The sequence below is a fragment of the Arcobacter lacus genome, assembly GCF_003063295.1.
GTDB lineage: Bacteria > Campylobacterota > Campylobacteria > Campylobacterales > Arcobacteraceae > Aliarcobacter > Aliarcobacter lacus.
Map to the genome: position 1 here is coordinate 81,329 of NZ_MUXF01000005.1, position 21,548 is coordinate 102,876.

Annotated in this window: 20 protein-coding genes; 8 read left to right on the forward strand and 12 right to left on the reverse strand. The window is 28.4% G+C overall.

Annotated elements, in window-relative coordinates; genetic code table 11:
- Positions 1–16: 16 nt before the first annotated feature.
- Genes B0175_RS03795 through B0175_RS03810 form a run of 4 tightly spaced genes read left to right on the forward strand, consistent with a single transcriptional unit; the run spans position 17 to position 2,186 of the window.
- Positions 17–430, forward strand: a complete 414-nt coding sequence (locus B0175_RS03795; protein WP_108527353.1) for an acyl-CoA thioesterase — start codon at positions 17–19, stop codon at positions 428–430.
- Between the two features lie 16 nt (positions 431–446).
- A complete protein-coding gene (locus B0175_RS03800; RefSeq protein WP_108527354.1) occupies positions 447–698 on the forward strand; it encodes a hypothetical protein in 252 nt (83 codons plus the stop codon).
- A gap of 60 nt (positions 699–758) precedes the next feature.
- The gene (locus B0175_RS03805; protein ID WP_108527355.1) at positions 759–1,709 is read left to right on the forward strand and encodes an OmpA family protein; all 951 of its coding nucleotides are present in this window, start codon (positions 759–761) and stop codon (positions 1,707–1,709) included.
- A gap of 3 nt (positions 1,710–1,712) precedes the next feature.
- Complete coding sequence (locus B0175_RS03810; RefSeq protein ID WP_108527356.1) at positions 1,713–2,186, forward strand: hypothetical protein; 474 nt, start codon at positions 1,713–1,715, stop codon at positions 2,184–2,186.
- Between the two features lie 5 nt (positions 2,187–2,191).
- Here the strand turns inward: B0175_RS03810 and B0175_RS03815 are convergent, their stop codons facing one another.
- On the reverse strand, positions 2,192–3,178 hold the full coding sequence (locus tag B0175_RS03815; protein WP_108527357.1) for a YhdH/YhfP family quinone oxidoreductase: 987 nt from the start codon (positions 3,176–3,178) through the stop codon (positions 2,192–2,194).
- 110 nt (positions 3,179–3,288) lie between these two features.
- Between B0175_RS03815 and B0175_RS03820 the strand changes: the two genes are divergently transcribed.
- Entirely contained in the window at positions 3,289–3,627 is a 339-nt protein-coding gene (locus B0175_RS03820; RefSeq protein WP_020847130.1) for a winged helix-turn-helix transcriptional regulator, read from the forward strand.
- A gap of 1 nt (position 3,628) precedes the next feature.
- Here the strand turns inward: B0175_RS03820 and B0175_RS03825 are convergent, their stop codons facing one another.
- The 11 genes from B0175_RS03825 to B0175_RS03875 form a co-directional block, all read right to left on the reverse strand.
- A complete protein-coding gene (locus tag B0175_RS03825; RefSeq protein WP_108527358.1) occupies positions 3,629–4,525 on the reverse strand; it encodes an NAD(P)H-dependent glycerol-3-phosphate dehydrogenase in 897 nt (298 codons plus the stop codon).
- A gap of 1 nt (position 4,526) precedes the next feature.
- The gene (gene gatB, locus B0175_RS03830) at positions 4,527–5,951 is read right to left on the reverse strand and encodes an Asp-tRNA(Asn)/Glu-tRNA(Gln) amidotransferase subunit GatB (protein WP_108527471.1); all 1,425 of its coding nucleotides are present in this window, start codon (positions 5,949–5,951) and stop codon (positions 4,527–4,529) included.
- A gap of 21 nt (positions 5,952–5,972) precedes the next feature.
- Positions 5,973–6,797 (reverse strand): peptidylprolyl isomerase, encoded by an 825-nt coding sequence (locus B0175_RS03835; protein WP_108527359.1) that lies wholly within the window; start codon positions 6,795–6,797, stop codon positions 5,973–5,975.
- A 76-nt stretch (positions 6,798–6,873) separates the two neighbouring features.
- On the reverse strand, positions 6,874–9,711 hold the full coding sequence (locus B0175_RS03840; protein ID WP_108527360.1) for an FAD-binding and (Fe-S)-binding domain-containing protein: 2,838 nt from the start codon (positions 9,709–9,711) through the stop codon (positions 6,874–6,876).
- Between the two features lie 118 nt (positions 9,712–9,829).
- Positions 9,830–11,470 (reverse strand): lactate permease LctP family transporter, encoded by a 1,641-nt coding sequence (locus tag B0175_RS03845; protein WP_108527361.1) that lies wholly within the window; start codon positions 11,468–11,470, stop codon positions 9,830–9,832.
- Between the two features lie 91 nt (positions 11,471–11,561).
- Complete coding sequence (locus tag B0175_RS03850; protein WP_108527362.1) at positions 11,562–12,206, reverse strand: response regulator transcription factor; 645 nt, start codon at positions 12,204–12,206, stop codon at positions 11,562–11,564.
- A gap of 1 nt (position 12,207) precedes the next feature.
- Positions 12,208–14,400 carry a sensor histidine kinase gene (locus tag B0175_RS03855; protein ID WP_108527363.1) on the reverse strand — a complete coding sequence of 731 codons (2,193 nt, stop codon included), beginning with the start codon at positions 14,398–14,400 and terminating at the stop codon, positions 12,208–12,210.
- Between the two features lie 24 nt (positions 14,401–14,424).
- Positions 14,425–15,012 (reverse strand): LutC/YkgG family protein, encoded by a 588-nt coding sequence (locus tag B0175_RS03860; RefSeq protein WP_108527364.1) that lies wholly within the window; start codon positions 15,010–15,012, stop codon positions 14,425–14,427.
- Positions 15,005–16,384 (reverse strand): lactate utilization protein B, encoded by a 1,380-nt coding sequence (locus tag B0175_RS03865; RefSeq protein ID WP_108527365.1) that lies wholly within the window; start codon positions 16,382–16,384, stop codon positions 15,005–15,007. The genes B0175_RS03860 and B0175_RS03865 overlap by 8 nt, the downstream gene beginning before the upstream one ends.
- Positions 16,381–17,130 carry a (Fe-S)-binding protein gene (locus B0175_RS03870; RefSeq protein ID WP_108527366.1) on the reverse strand — a complete coding sequence of 250 codons (750 nt, stop codon included), beginning with the start codon at positions 17,128–17,130 and terminating at the stop codon, positions 16,381–16,383. Before B0175_RS03870 ends, B0175_RS03865 begins: the two co-directional genes overlap by 4 nt.
- A gap of 86 nt (positions 17,131–17,216) precedes the next feature.
- Complete coding sequence (locus B0175_RS03875; RefSeq protein WP_108527367.1) at positions 17,217–17,663, reverse strand: deoxycytidylate deaminase; 447 nt, start codon at positions 17,661–17,663, stop codon at positions 17,217–17,219.
- Between the two features lie 156 nt (positions 17,664–17,819).
- Between B0175_RS03875 and accB the strand changes: the two genes are divergently transcribed.
- The 3 genes from accB (at position 17,820) to B0175_RS03890 (ending at position 21,421) form a co-directional block, all read left to right on the forward strand.
- Entirely contained in the window at positions 17,820–18,293 is a 474-nt protein-coding gene (gene accB / locus B0175_RS03880; protein WP_108527368.1) for an acetyl-CoA carboxylase biotin carboxyl carrier protein, read from the forward strand.
- A 9-nt stretch (positions 18,294–18,302) separates the two neighbouring features.
- The gene (locus B0175_RS03885; protein ID WP_108527369.1) at positions 18,303–19,655 is read left to right on the forward strand and encodes an acetyl-CoA carboxylase biotin carboxylase subunit; all 1,353 of its coding nucleotides are present in this window, start codon (positions 18,303–18,305) and stop codon (positions 19,653–19,655) included.
- A gap of 221 nt (positions 19,656–19,876) precedes the next feature.
- Positions 19,877–21,421 carry a DEAD/DEAH box helicase gene (locus B0175_RS03890; protein WP_108527370.1) on the forward strand — a complete coding sequence of 515 codons (1,545 nt, stop codon included), beginning with the start codon at positions 19,877–19,879 and terminating at the stop codon, positions 21,419–21,421.
- Positions 21,422–21,548: the final 127 nt, after the last annotated feature.

The window sequence follows — 21,548 nt, forward strand, 5'->3', positions numbered from 1 at the left end:
CGATTGGAGAGAAATAATGTTAACACAAAATATAATGCCAAGATTTAGCGAAACAGATGCTTTAGGACATATAAATAACAATACTTATGGAGTTTGGTTTGAAGCAGCAAGGGAGCCAATATATAAGCTATTTTTACCAAATTTAAATATAAAAAAATGGTGTTTAGTTATGGCACATAGTTCAAACGACTTTTTAAAAGAAGTTTTTTGGGGTGATGAAGTTATTGTAAAAACTGCTGTTTCAAAGATAGGAAATTCATCTTTTGAGCTAAAACACGCAGTTTATCAAAAAGGTGTTTTATGTACATCTTCAAAAACAGTTTTGATTCATTATGATTTTGATTCAAAAATAGCTATAAAAATTCCAGATAACATAAAAGCAAAATTAGAAGAGCATATTTTTACAGATAACTGGGATTTAAAAATATAATAAAAAGGAATAATTAATGCCAATTTCAAGAGTAAAAGATTTTTTAGAAAATGAGTTAGAAAATTTAGACAATTTTTCTTATACAATAGATAAAGATGATAATCATATTTATGTAATATTTTCAATAATTTTAGGTGAAAACTCAAATAAAGAGTTAACTTTTAAACTTTTAAATAATATTTTATATTTGCACTCTATAACTTATGGATGGAAGCCTGTAGAAAAAGGAAGTGCAAATAAATACTTTTGGATAGAAGTTTTGAAATAATTTTTAACAAAATTTTTATAATTATGATATAATAAAATAATTTACTGTGAGGTTTTCCTAATGTCAATTTTTGGTAAGATTATTTTATTATTATTTATATTTTTACTTTTAAATTTTATATCTATTTTCACTTTCGATTACGATGAATATTTTAAAGATAAAAGTCATAATCTTTCTTTTGAAAATAAAAGTAATTTTGAATTTTTTCATAAAACAGAATATAAACCTTCAGATTTTACTATAACAAAAATTGATAATCTTATTGAATTAAGTGGTACTTTTGAAAATCACAATATTGTGCTAGATGTTATTCAAGCCTTAGGAATAAATAAAGAAGGTACATTAACTTATGAAAACAATGTTGTAGTTGATAAACAAGTATTAGAAACAATTTTTCTTTTAATCGTACCATTTAAAGATTTTTTTGCAGATAACTCAAAAATATCAGTTGTAAACAACGAAATATTACTTTCTGGTGAGTTAAAAAATAAAATGTATAAAAATCTAATCGATACAATTATTTTACAAAAAAGCAATAACATCACATTAAATACACAAATCTCTATTCCAGAAGAAAATCCAATAAATAATGAACAAAATGAAAATAATAACGAAGAACATATAACTACTGGCACAATTTTAAAATTATCTGATATTCAGTTATTAATAAACAATATTTTAAAAGATAAAAAAATAAGTTTTGAAAGAAAAAGTTCTATTCCTACTACAGAATCACAAAATACTCTTCATGAAATTGCGAAAATTTTAAATGAAAATCCAAATTTTAAAGTTGAAGTAGCAGGACATACAGATTCAAGAGGAGAAGCTGCTTTAAATAAACAAATTTCTCAAGATAGAGCAAATAGTGTAAAAAATATTTTAGTAAGCAATGGAGTAAATGAATCTAGAATCACAGCAATTGGTTATGGAGAAGAATTTCCTATTGCAAAAGATGATGAAAATGGATTGTCGGAAATTAATCGTAGGGTGGAATTTATTATAGGAGAGTAGTAAGTGTTTGAAATTGTGCCATTTATAGTTATTAATCTAGTTATTGCTTTGATTATAGGAGTTTTGATTGGTTATTTAATAGGAAAAAGAAACAATTCTTTTAAAACTATTAAGTCGGATAGTGATGAACAAGTAGAAAATAAAAAAGTAAGATTTAAAATAAATCCTATTTTTAATAAAAGTTCATCTTTAGATTATAAACCAATGGTTTTGAGTTCATCTAGTAAAATAGATAATTTCAAGAAAATAAAAGGAATTAATTCTCAAATTGAGAAAAACTTATACAGTTTAGGAATTTTCCATTACGAACAAATATCAAATTGGACAAATAAAAATGTAGAATGGATAGAAAGCTTTTTAGAGTTACCATTCCATGTAAGAAATAACCAATGGGTTGAACAAGCAAGAATCTTAAAAAATGGAAATGAAACAACTTACAGTCAACAAGTTGAAAATGGTGAAATAGAAGTAGATTAAATAATCTACGATTCTATTTTTACTACATATCTTCCAGTTACTTCTCCTGAAAGTAGTTTTTGACAAACTTCTTTTATTTCATTTAAAGTAATTTCCGTTGTAATCTCTTTTAAGTTATCTATTTTCCAACTAGCTGCAAGTTTTTCCCAAATTAGTTGTTTTTTTGACAGTTTGCATTCAACTGAATCGATACCTATTAATCTAACACCTCTTAAAATAAATGGATAAACATTTGTATTTAGCTCATAAGATGCTGTAAGACCACAACAAGTAACCACTCCATCATATTTTACTTGTTTTAGTGCTTGAGCAAGAATATCTCCACCAACAGTATCCACAATACCAGCATATTTTTCTTTTAATAATGGTTTTTTGATATTTTCAAGAAATTCATCTCTAAAAATTACTTCATTTGCACCAATGCTTTTTAAGTAGTTAGCTTTTTCTTTTTTTCCTGAAAGTGCAACTACATTGTAACCCAATTTATTTAGTATAGATACAGCAATAGAACCTACTCCTCCTGTTGCTCCTGTTACTAAAATATCTCCTGATTCTGGTGTTATATCATTTAATATTAGTTCATTTATGCTAAGTGCAGCTGTAAGCCCTGCTGTTCCATATATCATTATGTCTTTATCACTAATAGAATCAGGAATTCTAGCTACCCAAGAAGCTTTAACTTTTACATATTCACTATGTCCACCATCACTATTCATTCCTAAATCATAGCCAGTAACTACGACTCTTTCACCAACTTTAAATATTGAAGAATTTGATTCAAAAACTGTTCCCGCTACATCAACTCCTGTAATATGAGGAAAATTTCTTGAAACTCCAGGATGTCCGATTGAACTTAATGCATCTTTATAATTTAAGCAAGAATAAGTAGCCTTTATAATGATTTCATCTTTTTCACATTTTGGTTTAGCTATATCTCTCACATCACAAATAAATTTATCATCTGATATTTTATCAACTACGAAAGCTTTCACAATCTCTCCTTTGTTTTACTTTGTATGAAACTTTAGCTAAAATGATTTATAATAGCAAGAACTATCTTTTAAGAAATGTACTTACTAAAAAGATACTTTTGGAGTAAAATATGACTAAAAAAATAAACCAAGATAATATAGATACTGAGTTTAAATGCCCTGTAGAAACGGCTCTTGATGTATTAGCAGGAAAGTGGAAGATATTGATAATTTGGTATTTAAAAGATGAGAAAAAAAGATTTAATGAATTACAAAAATTATTACCAAAAGCTACTCAAAAGATGTTAATACAAAAACTAAGAGAGTTAGAAAATGATGGAATAGTTCATAGAGAAGTTTATCCAGTTGTTCCTCCAAAAGTTGAGTATTCTTTAACTGAATATGGAAAAAGTTTAAAACCAATTATAAAACAGCTTTATCTTTGGGGAGATAACCATAAAAAAAGATAGATTAATTTTTAAGTAAATCTTTTAAACTATCTTTAGGATTTTTACCATTTAGTATGAGTTTTACCTCATTTGCTATTGGTGTGTAGATTTTATATTTTTTTGAAAGTTTATCGATTGCATCAGCAGTTTTCACACCTTCTGCAACTTCTCCTAGTTCTTCTAAAATATCTTCTAATTTTTTATTTTGTGATAGTCCAAGCCCTACTCTAAAGTTTCTACTCATTGTAGAGTTTGCAGTTAAAAATAGATCACCAGCTCCACTTAATCCTAAAAAAGATGATTTTTTAGCACCAAAATATTTTCCAAATCTTTGCATTTCTACAAGTCCTCTTGCAATTAGTGAAGCTTGGGCATTTTTACCAAGTTGTAATCCTTCACAAATTCCACTTGCAATTGCTAAAACATTTTTATATGCTCCTGCTATTTCAGCTCCTATAACATCTTTACTATAATAAGTTTTGATAAAATTAGGGAAAAATGGTTGAAATAAGTCATATAAATTTTTTGATGTAGAGTTTATTACCAATGCACAAGGTAACCCTTTTATCACTTCAGCTGCAAATGAGGGACCAGATATAAATCCTATGTTTTCATCTGGAACAAATGAGGCATAAATTTCATTTAAAAACTCACCACTTGAGGCTTCTATTCCTTTTGAGGCAACAAGTATTTTTTGTCCTTTAAATACAAAGTTCTCTTTTAACCAAGTTCTTATCTCTTGTGCTGGAATAGCAATAACTAAATACTCACAATCCATTGCAGTTTCTAAATCAACAAAATTGTCAAGTTCTCTTTTAGTTCTTGAAGTTATATAACATTTTTGTTTTTGGTTTAGTGCAAAATGAAGCGCTTGTCCCCATTTTCCTGCACCAATAACTGCAATAGAATTATTTTGCATTTTAAGATAATCTTTCTTTTAACAAATCATTTACTCTGTTTGGATTTGCTGTACCTTTAGAAGCTTTCATTGTTTGCCCAACAAAAAATGCAAACATTTTTTCTTTACCAGCTTTATACTCAGCTACTTTGTCTTGATTTGCATTTAAAATTTCATCAATAATAGCTAATAAAGCTCCATCATCACTTACTTGTTTTAAACCTAATTTCTCAATAGCTTCATCAACACTTGAGCTATTTTCCATTAAATAATCTAAAACTTCTTTTGCTGCTTTTCCAGAGATTGTATTATCTTCAATTCTTTTTACAATAGTTGCTAAAGTTTTTGAAGTAATAGGAGATTGTTCAATAGTAACACCCTCTTTTAATCTTCCTTGTAATTCAACAGTTAGCCAAGTAGTTGCATTTTTAGCACTAATTCCTTCTTTCATCATCTCATCAAAGTAGTTTGCCATTTCAAGCGATGATGTAATAACAGAAGCATCGTACTCTTTTATTCCATACTCTTTTACAAATCTATCTTTTTTCTCATCTGGAAGTTCAGGAATTTTTGAATATTCACTTATCATCTCATTTGTGATGATTAAAGGAAGTAAATCTGGGTCTGGAAAATATCTATAATCAGCCGCATCTTCTTTTCCTCTCATACTTCTTGTTTCACCAGTATTTGGATCAAAAAGTCTAGTTTCTTGAACAATTTCAGTTGAGTGAACACCATCTTCCCAAGCTTCAATATGTCTATTTACTTCATAATGAATAGCTTTTTCAATAAATCTAAATGAGTTCATATTTTTGATTTCACATCGTGTATATAAGTTTGTATCACCTTTTGGTCGAATAGAAACATTCACGTCACATCTAAAACTTCCCTCTTGCATATTAGCATCACTAATACCTAAATATCTTACTATTGAATGAAGTTTTTTAAGATATAAAATAGCTTCTTCTGCACTTCTCATATCAGGTTCACTTACTATTTCAAGCAAAGGAGTTCCCGCTCTATTTAAATCAACTTGAGAAACATTTCCACTATGAATATTTTTTCCAGCATCATTCTCTAAATGTGCTCTTGTAACACCAATAGTTTTTTGTCTTCCATCTGGAAAATCAATAGTCAATTCTCCAAGACCAACAACTGGTACCTCAAATTGAGATATTTGATAACCACTTGGTAAATCTGGATAAAAGTAATTTTTTCTATTAAAAATTGATTTTTGGTTGATTTTTGATTTTAAAGCAGTTCCAAGCATAATAGCTTTATGAACAGCTTCTTTATTTAAAACTGGTAGTGCTCCAGGTAATCCTAAACATGTTGGACAAACATTTGTATTTGGTTTTTCACCAAAACTTGTTGCACAAGAACAAAATAGTTTACTTTTTGTATTTAGTTGTGCGTGAACTTCTAAACCAATTATTACTTCAAACATACTTGACATCTATACCCTTTTTTATCTAATTACTTTTATATCTGCTGTTAATTTTTGTTTTTCAAAATAGTCTTTAAGATATTTTTGTTCTCTATTCATCATAATATCGTTAAAAATTCTAGCTTTTACACTTTCGTAAGCTAAAGGTGCAGTTCCCTCTTTTTTTGTTACGAAGAAAGTTATATACTGTTTGTTAGCTGTAAATATTGGTGTAAATGAATTTACTTTTGTACCATTTAACAAATATTGTAACTGAGCTTGAATTTCTGCTGTATTTAATTTTAGAGAAGTTCTTTGAACATTACTCGGAATAATTATTGGATTTTTTGCAACTTCTACTAAAGATTCTTTACTTGTAGAACTATATTGTGTTACATCAAAAGTTTTTGCAGTAAGGTATTTATTTTGATTTTTTTCATAATATAATTGCATATCTTCATCAGTTGCAATTGCTAATTGACCTTTTACAAGTTTTTGAACAAGTTTTTGTCTAATTACAGTATTTTTTGCTTCATTCTCAAAAACAGAATAATCAGGATATTCTTGTTTTATAATAGCTTTGAAAGCATAAATATCCATACCATTTGAGTTTGCAAGTTTCTCAATATAATCATTTATTTCAAAAATATCAGCTGTGATATTATACTCTTGAACTAATTGGTCGTACAAAATTTTGTCTATTAGATAACTAACGGCTTCATTTTTAGGTATTTTGTTTACAACCATAGTTCTTTCTATGTCATAAAGTGTAATAGGTTCTTCATTTACTAGTATTGCTACACCATTTACCATTGAAGCAAAGCTAAGAGTTGAACCTAAAAGTAGTGATAATAAAAGTTTGTGCATTTTTATTCCTTTTTTAATAAAGTAGATATTTTACCAAAAAAAATGTAAATATCAAGTTTGAAAGGAATAAAGATTTTTAACTCCTTTCTTTTGTAACTCTATTTATTAGATAAAAAATAGAGTTATAATCAAGCCCAGATTTTTCACTCAATCCTATTTCACAAGTTTTACTTGTAGAAAATGCCATTTTAGCACCATTTGTTTGCTCTTTTAAATATCTAAGCGCTGAATCATTTAATTCTGGGAAATTAAATCCTCTATCACCTGCAAATCCACAACATTTTACATCAGCAGGAATTATTACATTTGTTGAACATAAAAGTGCTAGTTTTTTGAACTTCTCTTCAAGTCCCATTTTTCTTGAACTACAAGTTGTATGAATAGTAATTGCTTCATCTATTGGAGTAAACTCTAAATCTTTTGTTAGGAAAGTTAAAGCAAAATCTATTGGTTCATAAATCGATAATTTATGAGAGAAACTCTCCATCATTTTTTTAGTACATGGACTTGTATCACATAAAATTGGATACTCTCCAAATTCACTTGCATTTAAAAGTGCTTCTTCTAACTCACTTGATTTTGTATGTGCTGCATCATTAAATCCTTTTGAACTAAAAGGCATTCCACAACAAAGATTTGATAAGTTTTGTGGGAAGATGATTTGGTAACCAGCTTTTTGTAAAAGTTCAGTTGTTACCTCAAAAAGTTGTTTTTCTTCTTTTGACATATCATTTAATCCCATAGTTCTACTAATACATGATGGGAAATATACAACTTTTTTATCTTTTACTTGTTGTTCAAAATTTAAATCAACATTTGTACCTTTTGGCATATATGTTGACCATTTAGGGAAACTCTTTCTACTTAAATCTCTCATAGTTTTAGTAAATACTTCCATACTTGGAGTTCCTAAAACTTTGTGCATAAAGTTTGCACTATGAAGACCAAATCTTATACCTTTTAATGTTCCACTAAAATTATTTGCAACAAAATTAGAAATAGAAATAGCCCCGTTAGTTAATTGTTCAGCTCTTAAATGTTTTGTTAAACTTCCAGTATCTATTTTAACTGGACATGCGCTTGAACATAAACTACAAGTTGCACAAGTCTCTATTCCATCATATTGATAAAGTTTTTTATACTCTTTTGCCTCTTTATGATTTCCAATACTTTCTAGTCTTGAAATCTCTCTATTTATTACAATTCTTTGTCTTGGTGTTAGAGTTAATTCATTTGAAGGACATGTTGGTTCACAAAAACCACACTCAATACATTTATCAACAATTTCATTTGTAGCTGGAAGTGTTTTAAGATTTTTTAAGTGGGCTTCTTTATCATCATTTATAATTACCCCTGGATTTAATAAACCTTTTGGATCAAATAATGATTTGATTTTTTTCATTATGGTATAAGCTTCTTTACCCCACTCTACTTCAATAAATGCAGCCATGTTTCTTCCAGTTCCATGTTCAGCTTTTAAGCTCCCTTGGTATTTAAGAGCAACTGAATTAACAACTTCATTCATCAAATCATCATATCTTTTTACTTCTTTTATATCTGAAAAATCTTGAGTAAATACAAAGTGGAAATTTCCTTCTAAAGCGTGACCAAAGATTAAAGCTTCAGAGTAACCATATTTTTGGAATAATCCTTGAAGTTCTAACGTAGCTTCAGCTAAAACTTCAATTGGATAAGCAACATCTTCAATAATAACAGTCGTTCCTGTAACTCTTACAGCTCCAACAGCAGGAAATAATCCTTTTCTAATTTTCCAATAAAGTGTATATTCTTGTTCATCTTTTGTAAAATATAAATCTCTTACAACACTAAACTCTTTTAAAAGTTCTTCAATTTGTTCTATTTGAGTATTTAGTTTTTCATCACTTATTGCTCTAGTTTCTATTAAAAGTGCAGTTACATTTTCATCAAAATCTTTGATAAATTTTGGCATAGCTGGATCTTGTTCAATACTTTTTAAAGCTGCTCTATCCATAAGTTCAACTGCATCAACAACAATTTGTTTTGAATCACGAGCAAGTTTTAGTTTTGTAACCGCATGACAAGCTTCATTCATATCTTTAAAGTAAATAAGTGCACTTGCTTTATCTTTTAAATCTTCAACTGTATAGTAAGTTATCTCTTCAATAAATGCTAAAGTTCCTTCACTTCCTATGATTAAGTGTTGAAGAATTTCAAACTCATCTTCAAAATCAATCAGTGCATTTATTGAGTAACCACATGTATTTTTAATTTTAAATTTTTTCTCTATTTTTGCTCTTAACTCTTCATTTGATTTTGTCTCATCTGAAAAGCTTTTTAAATCTTTTAAGAAATCTCCATGAGTTTTTCTAAATTCATCTTTGCTATTTTCATCTGCTGTATCAAGTTTTGAACCATCTGCAAAAATTAGTTTCATAGATTTCAGAGTTTTGTATGAGTTTTGTGAAATTCCACAACACATTCCTGAAGCATTATTTGCAGCAATTCCACCAATCATAGCTGCATTTATACTTGCTGGATCTGGACCTATTTTTTTAGAATAACGTGCAAGTAATCCATTTGCTTGAGCACCTGTAAGGGCAGGTTCAAGACTGATTGTACTAGCATCTGGAGCTATTTTAAAGTTTGAGAAGTTTCTTGAAGTTATAACTAAAATAGAATCACTAATTGCTTGCCCTGAAAGTGAAGTTCCACCTGCTCTAAAAGTGATACTTAAATTCATAGAGTTTGCAAGTTCAATAATGTCTTGAACCTCTTTAGAATTATCAGTTTTGATTACAATCTTTGGAATTAATCTATAAAATGAAGCATCAGTTCCATAAGCTAAAGTGTGAAGTTTATCTGTGAAGATTTTATCTTTTGAGATTTTTAATGAAATTTCATCAAAAAATTTTTGGTAACGACTTTCTAACATATTAGTTCTCCTAGGATTCATAAAATATAAATTTTAACTTTACGAAATGATAATAATATGATATTTATAAAAGAATAATTTTATTTAGGAAAAATACCTAAATAAAATTAATATATAGTTATGGAATCATCCATGTTAAAACGTAAGCTTGAGTCATAGTTATAAGTCCCATAATTACTACAAGAATTAAACTATGTTTAACTGTAAATCTAAATAAATCAGACTCTTTTCCAACAATTCCTGTTGATGCACAAGCAATAGAAATTGATTGAGGAGAGATCATTTTTCCACAAACCCCACCAGTTGTATTTGCTGCAACCATCAATGTTTCATTAAGCCCTAATTGTTGAGCAGTTTGTTGTTGTAATCCGCAGAAAAGTGCATTTGATGAAGTATCTGAACCTGTTAAGAATACTCCAAGCCATCCAAGAAACGGAGAGAAAAATGGGAATAAGAAACCTGTATTTGCTAAAACTAATGCCATAGTTGAAGACATACCTGAATAGTTCATTACAAATGCGAAACCAAGAACCATACCAATTGATACGATAGCCCATTTTAATTCAAATAGTGTTTCACCCATTGTTTTTGTAGCTGTTGATATATTTAATCTAAAAATAAATAAAGTGATAATAGCTGTTAAGAAAATAGCTGTACCTGTTGCTGAAATAGGATTAAATGTATATACAACATCAAAAGACTTTGGTGCACTAGTAATTGGAGGCATTTTGAAAATCATATTATGAATAGCAGAGAATTCAAATTTGAAAATAGTACTTGCTAAAACTTGACCTTTTGCAAAAAAAGCTTTAAACCAACCTGTTGTCCAAATTGTAACCATTACAGAAAGAATAATAAATGGAGACCATGCTTTAAATACTTGAGCACTTGTATGTGATGATGAAACAACCTCATCTAATTCTACTGTTTTCATAATATTTTTTGGTTTCCAGTATTTTAAAAAGATTGTTGTTGAAACAATAGAAACTATAGCAGAAGTAACATCTGGTAATTCTGGACCTATAAAGTTTGATGTGAAATATTGAGAAATAGCAAAACTTGCACCTGCAACTAAAGCTGCTGGCCAAACTTCTTTTATACCTTTCCATCCATCCATTATTGCAACTAACCATAAAGGAATAATTAAAGATAATAGTGGTAACTGTCTACCTGCCATTGCTCCAATTGTAAAAGCATCAATTGAAGTTACTTGTCCTGCAACAATAATTGGAACTCCAAGTGCTCCAAAAGCAACAGGTGCTGTATTTGCAATAAGACATAATCCAGCTGCATATAATGGTTTAAATCCAAGTCCTACTAAAATTGCAGCTGTAATTGCAACAGGTGCACCAAAACCAGCAGCACCTTCTAAAAAAGCACCAAATGAGAAACCAATTAAGATAACTTGAATTCTTTGATCTTCAGTTATTGAAATAATTGAATTTCTAATAATTTCAAATTGTCCACTTTTTACAGTTAATTTGTATAAGAATACTGATGCGACAATAATCCAAGCGATTGGCCATAAACCGAATAAGAAACCATATTCAGCAGATGCAAATACCATATTAACTGGCATTTCAAATCCAAAAACTGCTACAATCATCGATAATGCTAATGTGATGATTGCTGCATAGTGACCTTTCATTCTAAATACAGCAAGCGCCAAAAAGAAAAAAACGATAGGAATTAGTGCTACAAGTGCAGATAAACCTAAACTTCCTCCAATTGGTGCATATACTTGTTGCCAAGTTTGCATATAAACCTCCTTAATTAAAATAATTACAAGGATATTAATAAAATGATATGAGATTTATATGATTTTTAATAGCTTAAAATAGAAGAAAGAACTAAATATTTTTAAAAATATAGCCTGTATCAATAACTGTTTGAATAAACTCTTTGTCTAAGATTTTTCTTAGCCTTCTTATTAAACTTCTTATAGATTCTAATGTTACAAAGTTTCCTTCCCAAACATAGTTCTCTATTGTTTCGTAAGTAATAACTTGATTTTTTTTACTAAGAAATAGATTCATAAGAAGTTTCTCTTTTTTTGTTAATCTTATTTCTTCATCATTTATAGTTATTGTTGCAGAGATAAAGTCAAAATATGAGTTTTCATCAAAATAGATTTTATCATTTTTTATTTGACAGAGTTTTTCTATTTTTATCTCTAATTCATCTATAAAAAAAGGCTTTTTCAAATAATCATTACAGCCAAAATCGTAAGATTGTTTTATGATATCTAGTTCAACACTTGCACTTATTATAATAACTGGAACAATTTCATAAAACTCTCTAATTTTTTTTAAAATATTTATTCCATCAACATTTGGAACATTGATATCTAATATAAAACATGAAAAACCTTCTGTTATTTTTTCATAAGCTTCTGCTCCATCTGTAAAAGATATTACATTGTAGTTTTTCATTTTTAATCTTTTAGTGATAGTTTCATTTAACTTTTGGTTGTCTTCTAAAAGTAAGATTTTCATTTTAAGCCTTTTTAAACGGAAGTTTTATTGTAAAAATAACACAATTTTTATCATTTCGAACACTAATAGTGCCTTTCATTTTATCTTCAATAATTATTTTTGCCATATAAAGACCTAAACCCATTCCATTTTCTTTTGTTGTAAAATAAGGTTCGAAAATTGAATTTATGATTTTTTCATCAATTGCTCCAGCATCATCAATAATTTCTATCATATTACAATTTTCACATCTTTGAATGTTTATGTTTATTTCTCCTTTTTTATTTAAAGGAAGATTCTTTTCAACAATTTTATTTTTTGCATTATTTATAATGTTTAGTAAAACTTGTTTGAATTCGTTCTCATATCCATAAATTAGAAGTTCTTCATTTTTATTTTTATAGTTAAAATTCATATTTATATTTGAATAAAAAACTTGTTTCCCTATAATTTCATTTATTTCATTTAAGGCTTTTGAAATTGAAAAAAGGACTTTTTTTGTTGAAGGTTTTAGAAAATTTCTAAAATCACTTAAAGTTTTAGACATATATTTTATTTGAATCATAGAATCATTAACAAAATTTTTTACATCATTATCTTTTAATTCATTTAGCAAATAAGATGTTTCAATATCTTGAACAAGTGCAGATAATTCAACTAAAGGCTCATTCCATTGATGCGCAATCGCTGCAATCATATCTCCCATCTCAGCCAATTTACTTTGTTGGATTAAAAATTGTCTTTGTTGCGTTCTTTCGGTCATATCGTCCATAATACAAACAATTCCACCAATAGTTCCATCTATGTTTTTATATGCTGCTTTATTTAAAACGATATGTTTCATCTCATTTGATAAAGTGTAAAAAGTAAATTCAAAACTAATTGTATTAAAAGTTTTTAATACTTCTTTATCAATTTGTGTATTTATTGTGGCAATTTCTGTTGGGAAAAAGTCAAAAGCTGTTTTTCCTATAATTTCTTCTTTTGTAGAACTCACTAAAGATGCAAAAGCTGTATTACAGCCTAAAAAGTGACCATCAACATTTTTATAATAAATGGCATTAGGAATGGTATCTAAAAGTACTTTATCAAACTCTATTCTATTTGAAAGTTCACGTTCGAGTTTTTCTCTTCTTTGGATATTAACTTTTAAAATTACAACTATTGCAGTTAAAAGTGAAATTGTAAGAATTGTGATAATAAAAAAGTTTTTATGTTCTTTATATATTGAGCTAGGTTCATTGATAATTATAGGATTTTCAATATAATCTGAAACATCAAGCTTAAACTTTTTTAGTTCATTATAATCAAACATATAAAGATTTGGAGATTTTTCTATGATAGGAATATTTTTTATATCTTTTCCATTAAGCACATCTATTGCCATTTTAGATACAGTATCTCCTTGTGCAATTGCTGAAGTTAATAACCCTCCAACCATTCCACTATTTAAATAAAAATCCCAAAGACCATAAATTGGTACTTTACTTACTGCTTTCACTTCTTCAAAACTTTGTTTATATGTAAAATATTTTCCTGTTGTATCTTTAAATAAAAGTACAAACAAAATTGCACTATCTTTTTTTTCAAGGTTTGATACTTTATTTTTTAAATCAGTTATTTCTAAATTATCTGTATATTCTATATTGAATTTTTTTGAATATTTTTCAATTATCGGATTTAAATCTTTTTTTACAGCTAAACCAGTTATAGATTTATCATTTATGATTAAAAGGTTTTTTAAATTTGGATGTAATTTTGAGATTAGTTCAAAGTTTTTTTCAATATCAACTTCTTCTGCAACTCCTGAAACTTCTTTGAGAGGTAATTTATCTAGTATTGTTTTATTGTAGTTATTTATTCCACAAAATAGAACAGGAGCATCTTTGAACAAAAAATTATAATATTTGGATATAAAATCAAAAGCATTATTATCGCTAATTATTATTAAATCAAATTTACGATCAGAAAATTGTTCTTTATATAATTTTGCTAAGTTATCTAGATAAGAAGAATCATCTATTCTTTTTGTATCCATATAAACAGTTGTTAGTTCAACATCTTTATATTTTGAAAAGTTTTTTTCAATAGCTTTTGATATATCATCTGTCCAAGCATATCCTTTATGATATGAATGAATTAATAAAACTTCTTTATTTTGACTTGCATATAATATATTAAAAAAAAGTATGCTAAATAGTAAAAAATATCTCATTATTTCTCCTATTTAGCAATTATATCAAGATTTGATAAAAATCACATATCCTGATTTTGGACCGTGTGCTCCAATAACAAGCGATTGTTCAATATCAGCAGTTTTTGAAGGTCCAGAAATAAATACTCCAAAACCAGCTTTTTCAAAACTAAGTTTTTCATACGCTTCATGCATATTGTTTACTATTTCATCTTCATCTATTACAATAACAATATTTTGTGCAATAAAATATAAAGATCTATGTCTATTTGATTCATCTTTCATCCAAATTGCACCATTTTCTGCAACTGCAAAATTACCTTTTACAATAGCTAAATCAATATCTTTTAGATTATGAGCATCATCTTGTGAATTTGAATCAAAATTTCCTGAACTACAAAAATTTACGTTTGAAGCAATAACTTTTTCATCTGGATATAACTCTTTTATTGTTTTATCTAAATCTTCTTTTTCAATAACTAAAGCTTTACCACCAACACTTTCGAGCATTGTAGAAAATGTTTCAAATTTATTATCAAATTTTATTCCAAAATTTTCATAAGAAGGAAGTTTTACATCTTTTACAATATTATTTTCTCTAATAGAATTTAAAATTTTTTCTTTACTAGTCATCTAAATCTCCATCTTTAAACATCTCTTTGAAACTTTTTTTAGGGAATTTTGGTAAGTCTCTTTGTTTTCCCCACGCATTTGCTTTATTATAAATTATAGAATTTGGAAGTTTTGGAACAATAAATCTTGCTGTTTTTCCAAGAAAATCAAATAATATAGGTTTACTCATAAGCCAAGTGGTTACTTTCATAGCCATTTTCTTTTTGCTGTCAATTAAATCAGCTTCTCCTAAATCTTGTCTTAAACTATAAAGTTGTGAATCTAAATCTATTTTAACTGGACAAACATTTGTACAAGACCCGCATAATGTACAGGCAAATGGTAAACTATTGTGAGCTTCTGGATGTCTAGCACTTCCTAAAATAGAACCAATTGGTCCTGGTATTACATACTCATAAGAGTGACCACCACTTCTTCTATAAACTGGACAAGTATTCATACAAGCACCACATCTAATACAATTTAATGCTTTTTTATTTTTTTGAGAACTCAAGAATTGACTTCTTTTATTATCAACGATAATAACATGCATCTTTCCACCTTCGACACTTCCATGAAAATGTGAAGTATATGAAGTAATTGGTTGTCCCGTTGCACTACGTGCTAATAATCTTGTAAATACACTTAAATCTTCAAGTCTAGGAATAATTTTTTCAATTCCCATTGAAGCAATATGAAGTTTAGGAACACTAGCTCCCATATCTGCATTTCCTTCATTTGTACAAACTACAACACCACCTGTTTGTGCAATTGCAAAATTAACTCCTGTTAATCCAGCATCAGCTGTTAAAAAGTCTTCTCTAAGTGCAGCCCTTGCAGCACGTGTAAGATAAGTTGGGTCATAGTTTCCTTTTTCAGTACCTAATTTTTCATGGAAAGTATCTGAAACATCAGATTTTTTTAGGTGAATTGCAGGAAGAACTATATGAGAAGGTGGTTCATGTCTTAGTTGAACTATTCTTTCACCTAAGTCTGTATCAATAACTTCAATTCCCCTACTTTCTAAATAAGGATTTAAGTGACACTCTTCTGTTAACATTGATTTTGATTTAACAAGTTTTTTTACGTTATTTTCACTTAAAATTTTATGTACTATTTCATTATGTTCTTTTGCATCACAAGCGAAGTGAACTGTTATTCCTTTTTCTGTTGCATTTTTTTCAAATTCTAATAGATATTTATCTAAATTTGCCATCGTATGAGTTTTGATTTGATTTGCATACTCTCGTAAATTTTCCCATTCAGGAATAGATTTACTAGCTCTATCTCTTTTTTCTCTTACAAACCATAATGCTTGGTCATGCCAATGCATTCTTTCATCATTTGCTACAAATTTTGTTGCATTATCTGAGTGGTTGTGATTTGTGCTCATGGTCTAACTCCTGCTAGAATTTCAACAATATGCATAACTTTGATTGGATTTTTATCTCTATTTATGATTCCATCCATGTGCATAAGACATGACATATCAGCACCTGTAATTATTTGTGCATTAGAATCTAAATGGTCTTTTATTCTATCTTTTCCCATTGCAACTGAAATTGCTTCTTCTGCAACACTAAATGTTCCACCGAATCCACAGCACTCATCTTCTCTTTTTAAAGTTACTAATTCAATGTCATTTACTTTATTTAAAAGATTTTTTAATTTTGAATCGTATGGAATATTTAACTCACTAGCAGTTGCAAGTTTTAAAACTCTATGCCCATGACATGAATTGTGTACTCCAACTTTGTAAGGGAAAGAGTGATCAAATTTTATATTTTCAATTTTTATAATATCGTGTAAAAATTCACATACTTCATAAATAGAAGCTTTTACTTTATTGTAATCATTGTCATCATTAAAAAATTCAGCATAATGTTCTTTTACCATAGTAACACAAGAGCCACTAGGAGCAACAATATAGTCATACTCTTTAAATGTTTCTACAAAATTTATTGCGAGAATTTTTATATCTTTTGCACAGCCAGAGTTTGCCATAGGTTGTCCACAGCAAGTTTGACTTAATGGATAATCAATGTTTAAACCTTGATTTTTTAGTAGTTTATATGTAGCTTTACAAATATCGGGATATAGTTCATTCATAAAACATGGTATAAAAAGACCAATTTTCATATTTTCTCCTTCTTATTATTGAGGTAATTTTATAGTTAAAATATGAAAAATTTATGATATTTTACTTTTTAGAAAATAAAATCTTTTTATTCATCAATATTTCGAATTTGTTCTATAATAACACCATTGTCTTTTATAAATTTTGAAATTATTTCAGAGTTTGTATGTTCATAAGCTTTTTCGTACACTATTCTTTTTATTCCACTAGCAATTAAATTTTTTGAACATTCACTACAAGGTTCAAGTGTTACATAAATAGTTCCACCTTCTATACTTATACCTTTTCTTGCTGCCCAAATAATAGCATTCATTTCAGCATGAATCTCATAAGTTTTTGACCATTCATGGTGATCTTTTGTATATTCACCTTTCCAATGTTCGCTACAATTTATGTATCCTGCTGGTGTTCCATTATAGCCTGTTGATAAAATTCTTCCATCTTTTACTATAACCGCACCCACTTGTTTTGATACACATTTTGAGGCAAGTGCTATCTCTTTTGCAATATTTATAAAACTTCTATCATTTAACATAATTTTAGAATCCTAAATCAAAAATTTTTTTATTATAACAAAAAAGAAATTTTATCTTTATTCTTAAATAAAACTTATTTTATATAGGTAAAAATTTATTTATTAGAAAAATTTTGATATTATGAGGAAAATTTTTTACTAAAGTAAAGGCAAAATATGGATTTTAAAGATATAAAAGAGTTAATTAGAGTTTTCGATAAAAGCGAACTTAATAAACTAAGAATTAAAGAAGCAGATTTCGAAATCTCTATGCAAAGAGGTTTTGAAGGTGGTGTTACAACTGTTACAACTGCACCTGCTGTTGCAGTTTCTGCTCCTGTTGCACAAGTTGCATCTTCTGTTGTTGCTCCTGTAGCTGTAACTTCGGGTGAAGGAAGTTTATTAAGCAAAGGTGATACAATCAATGCTCCAATGGTAGGAACATTTTATTCTTCTCCATCTCCAGAATCTCCAGCATTTGTAAAAGTTGGTGATACAGTTAGAAAAGGTCAAACACTTTGTATTTTAGAAGCAATGAAAATTATGAATGAGGTTGAAGCTGAATTTGATTGTAAAATTTTAGAAATTTTAGTTCAAGATTCTTCTCCAGTTGAATATGATATGCCGATTTTTGTTGTAGAAAAAATATAAGAGTTTCATATGGCAGAAATTAAAAAAATTTTAATAGCTAACAGAGGAGAAATCGTTCAAAGAGCTGTTAGAACAATTAGAGAAATGGGAAAAAAATCAGTAGCAATTTATAGTGCTGGTGATAAAAATGCTTCATATTTAAAACATGCAGATGAAGCTATCTGTATTGGTGGTGCAAAATCTAGTGAATCTTATTTGAATATACCAGCAATTATAACAGCAGCCGAAATAACTGGTTGTGATGCAATTTTCCCTGGTTATGGATTTTTATCAGAAAATCAAGATTTTGTAGAAATTTGTAAGCTTCATAATATTAAATTTATCGGACCATCTGTTGAAGTAATGGAAAAAATGGCTGATAAATCTAAAGCTAAAGAAGAGATGATAAAAGCTGGAGTTCCTGTTGTTCCAGGAAGTAAAGGTTCTGTTAAAACTTTAGACGAAGGTAGAACAATAGCAAGAGAAATTGGATATCCAATTATGGCAAAAGCTGCTGCTGGTGGTGGTGGTAGAGGAATGAGATTAATAAAAACAGAAGAAGAATTTGACCAAAACTTTATGGCAGCTTCAAGTGAAGCGCTTGCAGCATTTGGTGATGGTACAATGTATTTAGAAAGATTTATTAATAATCCAAGACATATTGAAGTTCAAGTTGTTGGAGATTCTCATGGAAATGCTATTCATATAGGTGAAAGAGATTGTTCTTTACAAAGAAGACATCAAAAAGTTATAGAAGAATCACCTGCTATTTTATTAAATGATGAAACGAGAGCAAAACTTCATGAAGTTGCTGTTAAAGCTACAAAATATTTAAAATATGAAGGTGCTGGAACTTTTGAGTTTTTAGCAGATGATAAACAAAATATCTATTTTATGGAAATGAATACAAGACTTCAAGTTGAACATCCAGTTTCAGAAATGGTATCAGGAATAGATATTGTTGAACTTATGATTAAAGTGGCTGAAGGTGAAAAAGTACCACCACAAGAGTCAATTAAATTTAGAGGACATGCAATAGAGTGTAGAATTACAGCTGAAGATCCAAATACATTCTTACCTTGTCCTGGAAAAATAGTTCAATGGATGGTTCCTGGTGGAAGAAATGTAAGAGTTGACTCTCATATTTATACAGGATATATCGTACCTCCATATTACGACTCAATGATAGGAAAACTTATCGTTTGGGGAAGAGATAGAAATAAAGCTATCAACATTATGAAAAGAGCTTTAAATGAATTTGAAGTAGAAGGAATAAAAACTACAATTCCTTTCCATAAAAAAATGATGGAAAATAAAGATTTCATTTCAAATAACTATGATACTAAATACCTTGAAAACTACAAAGGTTTAGATGACTTATAAGAATTAGAGCACTGCTCTTTTTCTTAAAGCAAAGCTTAATATAAACTTAGATACAATCCTCAAAATTATACACATTTATATGCCCATTTTATTTTGGTAAATTACCAAAAATTTAGACTAGCTTACTTGCATGATTCAAATTCAATTTTAATTGTACATTTATGGGAAGAGGTATCTTAAGATATAAGAGTGTATATTTTAAATATATACTAAGGTAAAAAATGACTTTTAACGATTTTAATTTTAAAGAATTATTGCAAAAAGCAATAGATGAAGCGGGATTTAAAGAACCAAGTCCTATTCAAGAACAAGCTATTCCTCATATTTTAGATGGAAAAGATATAGTTGGACAAGCACATACAGGAACTGGAAAAACAGCAGCGTTTGGACTTCCAATTTTAAATAAAATAAAAGCAAAAACAGGAGTTGAAGCAGTTGTTATTGTTCCAACAAGAGAATTAGCTATGCAAGTTTCTGATGAGCTTTATAGATTTGGTAAACTTTTAGGAATAAATACAGCTACGGTTTATGGTGGTCAAGCTTATGCTAGACAAATAAAACTTATTGAAAGTTCAAGTGTTATTGTAGCAACTCCTGGAAGATTTCTTGATTTATTAAGAGGTGATAAAATCTCTATAAAACCAAAATTTGTTGTTCTTGATGAAGCAGATGAAATGCTTGATATGGGATTTTTAGATGATATAAAAGAGATTTTTACTTTCTTACCAGAAAATAGACAAACTTTATTATTCTCAGCAACAATGCCAACAGCTATTAAAAACTTAGCAAAAACAATTCTAAAAGAGCCAGAATTTGTTACTTTAACAAAATCTGATGTAACTAACTCAAAAATCACTCAAACTTTTTATGTTGTTGATGAAAAAGAGAGAGATGATGCTTTAATTAGATTATTTGATTTCAAAAATCCAAAAAAATCAATAATCTTTTGTAGAACAAAAAAAGATGTTGATAGATTATCAACTTTTTTAGTTTCTCAAGGTTTTATGGCAAAAGCACTTCATGGTGATATGGAGCAAAAACAAAGAGAAGAAGCAATAAAAGCTTTTAAATCTTCAAAATTAGAGATTTTAATAGCAACGGATGTTGCTGCAAGGGGACTTGATGTAAATGATGTAACGCATGTATTTAACTATCATTTACCATTTGATTCTGAGTCATATGTTCATAGAATTGGAAGAACTGGACGAGCAGGAAAAGAAGGAATGGCTGTTTCAATAGTTACTCCTCATGAATTTAGAATGTTACAAAAAATTGAAAAATCAATAGGAACTAAATTAGAATCTAAAGTTGTACCAAATATTGGTTTAGTTAAAAAGAAAAAATTTGCAGAACTTAAACAACAAGTTTTAGAGCAAGAGATTAAAGATTACGCATTAGAATTAGTTGAAGAATTAAAAGAAGAGTTTGATGTTTCTACTATTGCATTTAAACTTGCTTCTATACTTTCATCAAGTACTTATGTTCAAGGTAATAACCATATTGGTAAATCGGAATCAGATATCCAAAAACTTATAGAATATGCTTCAAAATCTGGTGATAGAGATGGAGATAGAAGAAGAAATAATTCTAGAGGTAGAAGCCGAAATGGTGGTGGTAATTCTAGATTTAGAGATGGTGATAGAAATAGAGAAAATAAAGATAAAAACAGAAGTGATAGAACTGATAGAAATACAGATAGAAGAAGAACTTCTTCATCTTCAAAACCAAGAAGTGAAAACTCAAATAGATCAAGAAAAAGAGACTAAATAAGAAACCAAATTTATTTGGTTTCTTATTACTTACAAATTTTAAATACTCATAATAATTATAAAAAATAACTTTTCTTCTCATAAATATTCTAAAATGCCCTTTTTTAGGTATATCTAATATTAT